At 56.3% G+C, this 11,204-nt stretch carries 10 protein-coding genes; all 10 read right to left on the minus strand.

What is annotated here, in order from left to right:
• Positions 1–319: 319 nt before the first annotated feature.
• Positions 320–1,723 (minus strand): GH1 family beta-glucosidase, encoded by a 1,404-nt coding sequence (locus AC1RKC_RS10700; RefSeq protein WP_392457815.1) that lies wholly within the window; start codon positions 1,721–1,723, stop codon positions 320–322.
• Positions 1,720–2,049 (minus strand): PTS lactose/cellobiose transporter subunit IIA, encoded by a 330-nt coding sequence (locus tag AC1RKC_RS10705; RefSeq protein ID WP_020828661.1) that lies wholly within the window; start codon positions 2,047–2,049, stop codon positions 1,720–1,722. Before AC1RKC_RS10705 ends, AC1RKC_RS10700 begins: the two co-directional genes overlap by 4 nt.
• Positions 2,046–3,365: a PTS sugar transporter subunit IIC gene (locus tag AC1RKC_RS10710; protein WP_493092460.1), complete on the minus strand. Its 1,320-nt coding sequence runs from the start codon at positions 3,363–3,365 to the stop codon at positions 2,046–2,048. Before AC1RKC_RS10710 ends, AC1RKC_RS10705 begins: the two co-directional genes overlap by 4 nt.
• Positions 3,366–3,450: 85 nt before the next feature.
• Positions 3,451–3,762 carry a PTS sugar transporter subunit IIB gene (locus tag AC1RKC_RS10715; RefSeq protein WP_020828663.1) on the minus strand — a complete coding sequence of 104 codons (312 nt, stop codon included), beginning with the start codon at positions 3,760–3,762 and terminating at the stop codon, positions 3,451–3,453.
• 145 nt (positions 3,763–3,907) lie between these two features.
• A complete protein-coding gene (locus AC1RKC_RS10720; RefSeq protein ID WP_308530298.1) occupies positions 3,908–4,795 on the minus strand; it encodes an aldose 1-epimerase in 888 nt (295 codons plus the stop codon).
• A 14-nt stretch (positions 4,796–4,809) separates the two neighbouring features.
• The gene (locus tag AC1RKC_RS10725) at positions 4,810–5,868 is read right to left on the minus strand and encodes a zinc-dependent alcohol dehydrogenase family protein (RefSeq protein WP_046372612.1); all 1,059 of its coding nucleotides are present in this window, start codon (positions 5,866–5,868) and stop codon (positions 4,810–4,812) included.
• A gap of 48 nt (positions 5,869–5,916) precedes the next feature.
• Positions 5,917–6,897, minus strand: coding sequence for an ABC transporter permease (locus AC1RKC_RS10730; RefSeq protein ID WP_493092461.1), 981 nt, complete (start codon positions 6,895–6,897; stop codon positions 5,917–5,919).
• 35 nt (positions 6,898–6,932) lie between these two features.
• A complete protein-coding gene (locus AC1RKC_RS10735; protein WP_392457824.1) occupies positions 6,933–8,456 on the minus strand; it encodes a sugar ABC transporter ATP-binding protein in 1,524 nt (507 codons plus the stop codon).
• A gap of 161 nt (positions 8,457–8,617) precedes the next feature.
• The gene (locus AC1RKC_RS10740) at positions 8,618–9,601 is read right to left on the minus strand and encodes a substrate-binding domain-containing protein (protein WP_174574796.1); all 984 of its coding nucleotides are present in this window, start codon (positions 9,599–9,601) and stop codon (positions 8,618–8,620) included.
• A 163-nt stretch (positions 9,602–9,764) separates the two neighbouring features.
• Entirely contained in the window at positions 9,765–11,186 is a 1,422-nt protein-coding gene (locus AC1RKC_RS10745) for a sugar porter family MFS transporter (protein WP_308530300.1), read from the minus strand.
• Positions 11,187–11,204: the final 18 nt, after the last annotated feature.

Here is an 11,204-nt window from a genome sequence, read left to right on the forward strand (position 1 = left end):
GTTTCCCACAAGAACTGTAGTAGATGCTTATGCTCTGCCAGCCGGCGAGGAAAATTGTGTGGCGGTTCAAGCGGGAAATCGCTCATCTCCCCCCTCCTGTTTATGATGGTACGGTAAGGCAATAATTTGACTATATGGCGTTTTTATAGGCGGTGAGTAATGAATAGTCACAACACGGGTATGCCGAAATGGAATAGCAAGAGGGGATTTTGAGAAGGGTATGATTGACAGACAGATCAGAAAAAGAGGGTAAGTACCCACCCAGGCTAAAGTGTTGCCTATCAGCCTGGGACATACTGAGACTTACCCCTTTAGCGAGTTACAACCGTTCGCCGTTGGTGGCGATCACCCGCTGGTACCAGCCAAAGCTCTGCTTCTTCTTACGTGCCAGATTGTTGTCGTGATCGACATACACAAAGCCGTACTGTTTCTGATAGCCGTTGAGCCAGGAGAGCAGATCGATAAACGACCACGGATAATAACCACGAACATCCGCGCCCTGCTCGATCGCCGCGCCGATCGCCTGGATATGATCGCGTAAATAATCAATACGTGGTTGATCGCGCACCTCACCTTCGACGATCGGATCCTTGGCTCCCAGCCCGTTCTCGGTAATGTAGATTGGGATATTGCCGTAGCGTTTGACGATGCGACCAATGGCATCGGTCAACCCCTGCGGATAGACCTCCCAGTCCCAGTCAGTGTAGACGCCGTTCGGATTGCGAACCTGTTTAAACAACCCCTTGAAGCCCAGCTCGCGCCCGCTGCCCTTCTGCCCGCTGGTGTTGATGGTATAACCGTCCACGTCATCGTTGTGCGCGACCATTTCACGCTTGTAGTAATTCAGGCCGATAAAATCGACGATATTCTCTTTCAGCAATGCCTCATCGCCCGGTGCGAAATGCGGCACGCCAAAGGCCTGCTGCGCCATCGCCAGCAGCTCTGACGGGTATTCGCCCTTCAGCACCGGATCGTACAGCCAGTGGGTGAAGATCCCTTCGGCTATTTCGCAGGCGCGGCGATCCTGCGGTGAATCGCTGATCGGATCGTTCGGTTGCAGCACGTTGACGAAGCCGATCTGGCCGTTGATCTTCATTTCACGGAAGCTTTTTACCGCTCGGGCGTTGGCCAGGAACACATGGTGACACGCCTGAATGCCCTTTTTCGGATCGGTCAGTTTGGGTGGGTGCGCCCCGGTGAAATAGCCCATGCCGATAAACACAATGGTTTCATTGAACGTGGACCAGAGTTCGACCCGGTCGCCAAACCGCGAGTAACACAGACGCGCATATTCATCAAAAGCATCGATGATCTCTCGTGATTCCCAACCACCAAATGCGTCCTGCAACGCCTGCGGCAGATCCCAGTGGTACAGGGTGATCATCGGTTTGATATTGTGCTTGAGCAGTTCGTCGATCAGATCGCTGTAGAATTGGATCCCGGCCTCATTCACTTCTCCCCGGCCTTGTGGCAGCAGCCGTGGCCAGGAGATCGAGAATCGGTAGGTCTGCATACCCAGCTCGGCCATCAGCGCCACATCTTCACGGAAGCGATGATAGTGATCGACCGCCACGTCGCCGTTAGTGCCCTGATAGGTGGTGCCTGGCAGGTGAGAGAACAGGTCCCAGTTGGACAGGCCTTTGCCGTCGGCATCATAGCCGCCCTCGACCTGATAAGACGCGGTCGCGGCACCCCAGAGAAAGTCTTTCGGAAATACGCTCATTGGTTTTTCACCCCGTTTTGCTCCAGTAATCGGTAAATTCTCACCAGTTCCTCCACCAGATCGCGCGCCAGCATGGCATTCATGATGTGGTCCTGCGCGTGCACCATAATCAGGTTGACCGGCAACTTGCCCTCCCCCTCGTCAAAACCGATCAGCTCGGTCTGGGTGGCGTGGGCGCGCTTCGCCGCCAGTTGCGATTCCGCCAGCAGAATATCCACCTGGTCCCATTGGTACTTACGCGCCGCATACAGCGCCTGCATGGCGCAGCTGCGCGCCTCTCCGGCGTTGATGATCAGCTCCATTACCGCCGTTTCCATGTCCATCATTCGGTGACTCCTTGTGTCTGTTCAATCTGCTCCGCTTCGTTCACTTCCTGATCCAGCAGCTGTTGCTCATAGACTTTGAAGAATGGGTAGTAGATCAACGCCGAAACCGCCACCAGCAGCAGCACCAACAGCGCGGCGCGGAAATCCCAACCGGTAGCCCAGGCGGCACCAATCGGCGCCGGAGCGGTCCAGGGCACCACCGAGATCACCCGCCCGATCAGATCCAGCTTCACCGCCGCGTAGGCGATGATCGAATTGACGATCGGCGCGGTAATAAACGGAATAAAGAAGGTAGGGTTCATCACGATCGGCGTGCCGAAGATCACCGGTTCGTTGATGTTGAAACAACTCGGCACCAGGCTCAGCTTGCCGATCGAACGCAGGTGCGCCGAACGGCTGCGCAGATAAAGCAGTACCAGCCCAAAGGTGGCGCCGGATCCGCCGATGACGATAAAGAAGGTCCAGAAGGCCTCCATAAAGATGTGCGGCATCGGTTGGTTGGCGGCCAGCGCGTCTTGGTTAATCCCCAGGTTGGTGAGCCAGAAGGCCTGCAGCATACCGGAAACGATCACCGCGCCGTGGATACCCGCAAACCACAGCAAATGGCCGATCAGCACCGCCAGCAAGATCGCCGGCAGCGAATCCGCAGCGGAGATCAAAGGCTGGAACAGCGCCATGATCGCCTGCGGCAACAGCAGGTTGAACTGGTGCTGCACCAGCAGGCTCAGCGGATACAGGGTGATCACCACCGCCAGGATCGGGATCAGCAGATCGAACGACTGCTTGATCTTGGCCGGCACCTGCTCCGGCAGTGAGATGCCGATATTGTGCGCCTTGAGGAAGCGGATCAGTTCGGTGGTGTATATCGCCACCAAAATGGCGGTGAAGATCCCCACGCCGCCCAGTGCGGCGGTCGGCAGCATTTTTTCGCTTTGCGGCGCGGCCACCAGCAAGAACGACATCAATGCCAGCATCGCCGCCATAAAGGGATCGAGCTTATAACTCTGCGCCAGGTTGTAGGCAATGGCAGCGGTGATATAGATGGACATAATGCCCATCGTCATATTAAACGGGGTGAGAATAGCGACCTGATGTTTTTCCGCCGCCCCCAGCCACCATTGGGCAATGCCCCAACTGCTGTCGGCGGAAAAGGGCGGATAGGCAAACACCAGCAAGAATGAACCGACGATCATAAAGGGCATCGCGGAAATAAAACCGTCGCGGATCGCCATAATATGTCGCTGAGTCGATAATCTCCCGGCAATCGGGCTGATGCGGTTTTCGATAAAATTGAATGCGGCCTGGCTGATACTCATGGTCCAACCCTCGGGAGGTGCTGAGTCAATGGTCACAGGATGGGAAAACCGGCGGAAACGGCCTGATGCCGGCGGCCCGGTGGGATCAGTGTTGTGCGATCATCTGTAAGGCTTCGGCGAGAATTTTATCGCCGCGCATCATGCCGTAATCCATGCTGTTTATTACCGCTATCGGCTTATTTTCCCTGTCGGCAATCTTTTTAAAATCGGCGAACTTATATTTCACCTGCGGCCCAAGCAGGCAACATTGGTAATTCGCCAACGTGGATTCAAATTCCTCCAGGCCGACGGCGATAATATCAACCTCAATCCCCTGCTGTTCGGCAGACTTTTTCATTTTATTCACCACCATGCTGGTCGACATTCCTGCGGCGCAGCATAAGAATATTTTTTTCATCCGTTCTCCTGGAGGCATAGGTACAAATGATTCAGTTGAAGAATGAGTATGGTTTCAAAAACGAGAAAACCGCAACCGGTTTCAGTAACCGGTTGCAGAGTTTGAATGGGTTCTGTGAAGGAGATCCGAATTTTAATTTTCGGGCTTAAAACGCGGAATAACGGAGCAACATCGTCTGGCTAAACCGCTGCCCTTTAGCCAGGCGGCGCAGCCCGCCCAGGTCAGCCATGTTATGCCCGTTAGCCGCGTGGGACATGGGTTCCAGACAGAAAAAGTCGAATTGATAACCCGGATCGAACGCCGGATCCGAGACGAACAGGAAATAAACCGGACAGGCCGGCTGAGTGTTCATTCGTAACCGAGCTCCCTGCTCCGGCCACTGGATCTCCGCCTCGCCGTTCCAGCCGCTAAAGCCGTTGTTCACCCAATGACGCGGCAATGGCCCCGGCTGGTTGAAATCCATTTCTTCGCTCAGCGCCGCCTGCTCGCCCGCCAGCCAGTCTTCGGCTTCCCGCCAATAGGCCGCAGCGGATGCCTGTACCCGGGTATGCGCGGTTAACGGAAAGTACGGATGCCAACCCAGCCCATAGGGCATCGGCCTTTCTCCGGTGTGCTCTACCGCCAGTTCGATGCTGAGTTGGTGCTGATGCAGGGTAAAGTATTGTTCTACCTGATAACGATAAGGGCCATTCTCATGCTGATAGCGCAAGTGAAGGACTTCGTCGCCTTGCTCTACACATTGCCATTCCTGCAGCCAGCCGTCACCATGCAGATGATGCCGATCCCAGTCGGTATTGGCGCTGAGCCGGTAGTCTTGCTGCTCGAAGCTGAAGCGGTTTTGATTGACCCGATTGCCGAAGGGGACCAGAGGAAAACATCCCGATTGCAGCGCTGGCGTAGCGTCACTCACTACCGCAGGCCGCAGCAGAGGGAGCTCTCCCTCCGGTGTGTAAGCGGTAAATTTCAGCACGCTGCCACCCAACGAGGAAACCACCAGCGAGACGCAGCCGTTATCCAAACTAAACAGTGCCATAGTGCCCCCTGGCGTTAATCGGCGAAGTTAATCACCACCTTGCCACACTGCCCGGAAGCCATCAGCGCATAAGCATCGGCAGCCTGTTCAAGGGCAAAGCGGTGGGTAATCGCGTGATGCGGATGCATTTTCCAGTCGTGCAGGTCGGTACAACATTTTTCCATATGGTGCAGGCTGGTGACCCATGAGCCGATAATTCGTCGTTGGTGATGCATCAGGTCTGCACTGACCTCAAATTCCACCTTGCCGGTTTCACCGATGTAGACAACCCTTCCCCAGTCCGAGGAGGCCTGCAGCGCCAGCAGCCGTCCTTTAGCGTTACCGGAACAGTCGAGGGTGACGTTGGCGCCGCCCGCGGTCAATTCGCGAATGCGCTCTGTCACCCCCTCGCCGGTCAGAAAACCGTGATCCATCAGCCCCAACCGCTTCGCGGTCGCCAGACGTTCCGGTATGACATCTACGCCAATCACCGTTTTCGCCCCCCGCCCCTTCGCCAGCATCATCGCCATCATGCCGACCGGGCCCAGCCCTACGACCAACACGTGATCGCTGCCGGACACCTCGCCACGCACAATGCCTTCATAGGCCGTGCCGACGCCGCAGGAAATAAAAGCGCCGTCTTCGTAGCTGAGCGAATCCGGCAGGTGGATCAGATCCTTTTCCTCCGCCAACAGATAGTCGGCGTGGCCGCCATCCCGTTGCCAGCCATAGGCTGCCTTGCCAACGCCGGTACAGGAAATCGGATAGCCCCGGCGACAGTTGCTGCAAAAGCCGCAGCCGGAAATGTGGTACACCAGCACGCGGTCACTCTCGCGAAAGTGCCGGCAACCGGCCCCCAACGCGACAATCTGCCCACAAGGTTCGTGACCGTTAATAAATCCCCGGTACAAGGGCTGATCCGGTGCGGCAGCCGTGCCACGGTGCTGATGATAAATATAATGAATATCGCTGCCGCAAATACCGGACGACTTCATTTTAATTAATACCTGGCCAATACTCGGTTGCGGAATATCCACCTCGCGCAGCTCTGCCGTGGAATTTCCGGGTAAATAAGCCGCCAACATTTTTCCCATAATATTTTCCTTCCAGATTTAATGCGTTATTTTTAGTGGCATATGAGGCTATTGCTTATTGTTCTTCTGCATCACGATAATATTGGCCAGCACCGCCAGTACGATAATCCCCCCTCTGACCACCTGTTGGAAAAAGGAGTTAATTCCCAGTAAGACCAGACCGTTGCCAATCAGGGTGATCACCAGCACGCCGAGCAGAGTGCCGAGCATCGAACCGCGCCCGCCGGACAAGGCTGTCCCCCCGACCACCACGGCGGCAATCACGTCAAACTCCAGGCCACTGGCCGCACCGGCATTGCCGGAGCCCAGGCGCGCCGCCAACAGAATACCGGTGACGGCCGCCAACAGGCCGGCCAGGGTAAACAGCAGGACACGAATGCGTTTGACGTTAATGCCGCACAGCTGGGCGGCGCTGGCGTTGCCGCCAATGGCGTACACCGAGCGGCCAAAGGCGGTTTTCTTGCTGATAAACTGAAAAACCACGAACAGGATCAGCATAATCACCGCCGAAACCGGCAGGCCCAGTACCTGCCCACCGAGCCAGTCCAGCACGTCATTTTCGTCGATCGGCACCGGCAAGGCGTTGGTCATAAACAATCCCATCCCGCGCAGGGCGCTCCAAAGCCCCAATGTGGCGACAAAGCTGGGCACGTTAAACCAGCCTCGCAACACCCCGGCGACCGAGCCTAACGCCGCCCCCAGACACAAGGCCAGGATCAACGCGAACGGCAGCGGGATCGCATACTGCATCAAATAAGCCAGGATCACCGAGATAAACGCCACCATCGGGCCTACGCTAACGTCGATTTCCCCGGAAATAATAATCAGCGTCATGGCCCAGGCGGCAATGCCGATGGTGGCGGCATCGCGTAAGATATTCATTTGGTTATTCAGCGAAATAAACCCGGTGGCATAAATAGAAAATACCAGGTAAAGCACGACAATAATTGCCAGCAGGCCCAGTTCATTGGCGTGCTTCGATAATTTTCGGGTTCGGGTTATTTTTACTTCCGGTACCAATGTGGACATTGTATTACCTCCGGTGCCTTCGAATGCGGGCAGAATTATTGGATCATCAGCACTTCAGACATCAGCTGTTCAACATCCACGGGCGAGATAAACTCCTTCACTATCGTGCCTTGCTGCAACAACAAGATCCGGTCGCAGACCTGGGGTAATTCCTCCACTTCGCTCGATACGAAAATGATGCTTTTTCCCTCTGCCGCCAGCTCACGCGCAATACGGTAAATTTGGTTTTTCGCTTCGACATCCACGCCGCGCGTCGGCTCATCCAGCAACAGGATCCGGCTTCTGGCGTAAACCCAACGGCCGATCACCACCTTCTGCTGGTTACCGCCGGAAAGCGTCATGATCGGCGTGCCGGTTTCTGCGGTTTTCACCCGCATCCGGCTGACGATCGCCGAGGTTGCCTGTTTGATCTTCGGCCAATTCAGCACGCCAAAGCGGCTGACGGAGCGGCTGTCTGTCATCACGGTATTTTCATCCACGCCCAGCAACGGCATGATGCCCTCCGCCTTTCGGTTTTCCGGCGTGTAGGCCATACCGCGCTGGAGCATCTGGGCGTAATTCGGGCAGATCAGCGTTTCACCGTCGAGGATCAGCTCGCCTTCGGTGAACGGCGTCAGACCAACGATGGCCTTGAGCAATTCACTGCGGCCTGCGCCCAACAACCCGGCAATGCCCAGTACTTCGCCACGCCGCAGCTCAAAACTGACCTGATGCAATTTGGGCGGCAGCGATAATTGTTTAACTTCAAAAACCTTGTCACCGCCCTTCGGGGCCGTGACGGTTTGCGTATGGTGGTCCTGATGGCCCAGCATCAGGTCGACAATTTGCTGGGTGGAGGTGTTGTCCAGCGCCACGTCACCCGCCACGCGGCCGTCGCGCATAATGGTGCAGGACGATGCCAGCCGGCGGATCTCGTTCATTCGGTGGCTGACATACACCACTGCAATCCCGGCGGCGGAAAGGCGCATCACTGCCGCCGCGACCAGATCGGCCTCGGCGTTGGCCAACGAACTGGTTGGCTCGTCGAGGATCACCACTTTGGGATCCCCCTGACAGGCCCGGGCGATCTCCACCAGTTGCTGCTGCGCCGGGCTGAGATCGCGAACCCATTGTTGAGGATCGATGTCCACCCCGAGCAGCGCCAACGCGTGCCGGGCTTGCGCTAGCATGCCTGGTGCGTCAATTACGCCAGCGCGCTGCGGCCAGGCCCCCAAACACAGGTTTTCCGCCACGCTCATGTCCTGTACCAGGCTTAGCTCCTGATAGACGGCCCGCACGCCAAGCTCACCGGCCCGGCGTGTCAACAGCGCATCTGGCCCCTCCAGCAGTCGATCGCCGATAAACACCTGCCCGGCGTCCGGCCGCTCACTGCCGGTCAACATGCGGATCAAGGTGGACTTGCCCGCGCCGTTTTTCCCCAGCAGAGCGCGCACCTCGCCACGCCGCAGCGTGAAATTCACATCTTGCAGCGCCACCACTCCCGGGTAACGTTTATGCCCCGATTGAATGCGGGCCACGACCGGTTGCTGCGCCAATTCGTTTAAGGCTCTGTCACTCATGCAAGCCACCGACATTAAGAGCCTATCCCAGTAGGCGTCATTGTTGCAGGCAGTTTGGACAAGGACAGCGCGGAAGAACCGGAGCGTACACAGAGTACGTGAGGATTCTGAGCACTGCCCAGGGCCAAACTGACAAATAAAATAGCCTAATGGAATAAGCTCTAAGGTAAGCCGTCTTTGTGAGTCACTAGCCAATCAGTAGCGCTCTGCGACGAGGCGTAGAGATCGATCGGCACCTGCACCACCTTTTGGCCGACCGGTCGCTGGTTGATGGCGTTCATCGCCTGAGTAAAGACCAACGCCCCCATTTTCTTGCCCGAGATATCCACCACCGCCTGCAGTACCTGACGGTTCACCAGTTCCTGTGCGATTTCAGTGGTCATGTCCGAGCCGAATACCACCGTTTGGCCGACCTTGTTCTGGTTGCGCACGGCTTTAACCGCCCCGAGCGTAGCGCCGCCGGATTCGCCGAAAATGGCATCGACTTTCCCGGAGGAAATCAGCAGTTTCTCGCCGACCGATATCGCCTTGTCCAGCACGGTGCCTTCCTGATTAGCGACGATTTTCATGCCCGGTACTTTCGCTTTTAACGCCTCTTCAAATCCTTTACGCCGTTGCACGCAAACTTCGAAGGCTTCGCAATTAATAACGGCGATTGCAGGCTCGGTTATTTTCTTTTCAATGAAGTAATCGGCGGCGGTATTACCCAGTTTTTTGCCAAACTCGTAGGGATCGCCGACCAAATAGGCATAAACATATTTATCTACGCCTTTCTCATTAATGCAGGTGTTGTAACAAATCACCGGAATACTGGCTTCGTTGGCACGCTTGATGGCCCGCACGCTGCCATTCACCGAAACGGCAGAAAGCACGATGGCATTCACGTCGCGCGCAATCATGGTATCGATAAACGAACTTTCTTTAGAAACATCCCCCTGCGCATTGGTTTCTATGATTTCAATTTTCCCTTTGTCCTTGGCGGCGCCATCTTGCACGCCCCAGCGGACCCCTGCGTAATACCCCTGGGTATCGAGATAAATAGCGCCGATGGCGGTTTTGTCATTTTTAGCCTGTGCGCCTGCACTGAAAATAATCAGGCCCCCGGTAATGGCTAACAGCACGTGTTTTATTTTTTTTAGCAACATCGTTATTCTCCAGTTAATGTTCATTAACCTCTTGCTGCCTATTTTTATTATCCCGCCTGAAGGCTTTACCGCTGTTCGCCCTCAGGCGGAGCACAGACTCATTACACTAAATGATCAAACTGATTACTTACCGCCACAGGATCACGCATTAAACTAAACAGGGTTAAGTAAACTTTTTCTCCCTGGCGCGATCCGTGCCTACTGCACTGAGCTGTTCCTCCAGTGCTTCCAGAGTAATGCCTTTGGTTTCCGGCACTCTGGCGTAAATGAACCCCGCACCGGCCAGGCAAATGACGCCATACAACAGGAAACTACCCGCGGCGCCCAATGCGGCATTCAGCAACGGGAAGCTATAGGTCAGGACAAAACAGGCCACCCACAGCGCAAAGGTGCCGGCGGCCATGGCCGCTCCGCGAATGCGATTGGGGAAGATTTCAGACAGCAGTACCCAGGTAACGGGGGCAAGCGTGACGGCATAGATAGCGATGGCGACCAACACCAGTAACAACACCGGCAGCCCCAGCAAACCATAGGCGTAAGCCGCCGCCATCAGCAGGTAGATCACCGTTAATCCACAGGCGCCTATCAGCATCAGCCGGCGTCGGCCAATGCGATCCACCAGCGGTAAAGCCAGCAAGGTGAAGATCAGGTTGATCAACCCGGTGGCGACGATCGACTTCAACGTATCGTTAATATCGAACCCTGCCGACGCGAAGATCTCCTGCGCATAGTTAAAGATCACGTTGATACCGCACCACTGCTGAAATATCGCCAGCACAATGCCTATCACCAACACCGGCCGTACATCGCTGCGCAGCAGCGCACTGAGCGGCACCTTGCCGCTGTCCTTATCCAGCGTATGACGGATCTCCTTTAGCGTTTGCTGCGCATAGCTTTCATTGCCGATGCGTCGCAAGACCTTCTGCGCCTGCTCGTGGCGGCCGACCTTCGCCAGCCAGCGCGGCGACTCCGGCACTGCCAGCATCAGCAGCAGGAAGGCCAGCGCCGGTACCAGTTCGGCGCCAAACATATAACGCCAGCCAACCTGTCCGTTCCAGCTGGCCAACAACTCCGCCTGACCGGCATTGGCCGCCACCGGATCGGCGATCAGCAGGTTGATCAACTGCGCTGCCAATACCCCGATCACAATGGTCAATTGGTTCACCGCAACGAAGCGACCCCGCTGTGCCGCCGGGCTGATTTCGGCGATATACACCGGCGACAGCGCCGAAGCCAGGCCAATGCCAACCCCGCCGACAATGCGGTAAATGATAAAGGCGTCAAAACTGGTGGCCACGGCGGTGCCCCAGGCCGAGATCACGAAGGTCAAGGCGGCAATCGCCAGCGGCAGCTTGCGGCCAAAACGATCCGACAGCAGGCCCGAGATCACCGCGCCGAAAATACAGCCCACCAGCGCCGAACTCATCGCCCAGCCTGACTGGGCGGGATCGGTGATGCCAAAATAGGCCTCGTAGAAAGGCTTGGCCCCGCCTATGACCACCCAGTCGTAGCCGAATAACAGGCCACCGCAAGCGGCGACCAGGCAGATAGTCCAGACATAGGGCATGTTCAGTTTATTCGTCACATTGGTCCCCTTTTGGGC

The organism is Serratia sp. GW822-FHT06E05, assembly GCF_058799445.1.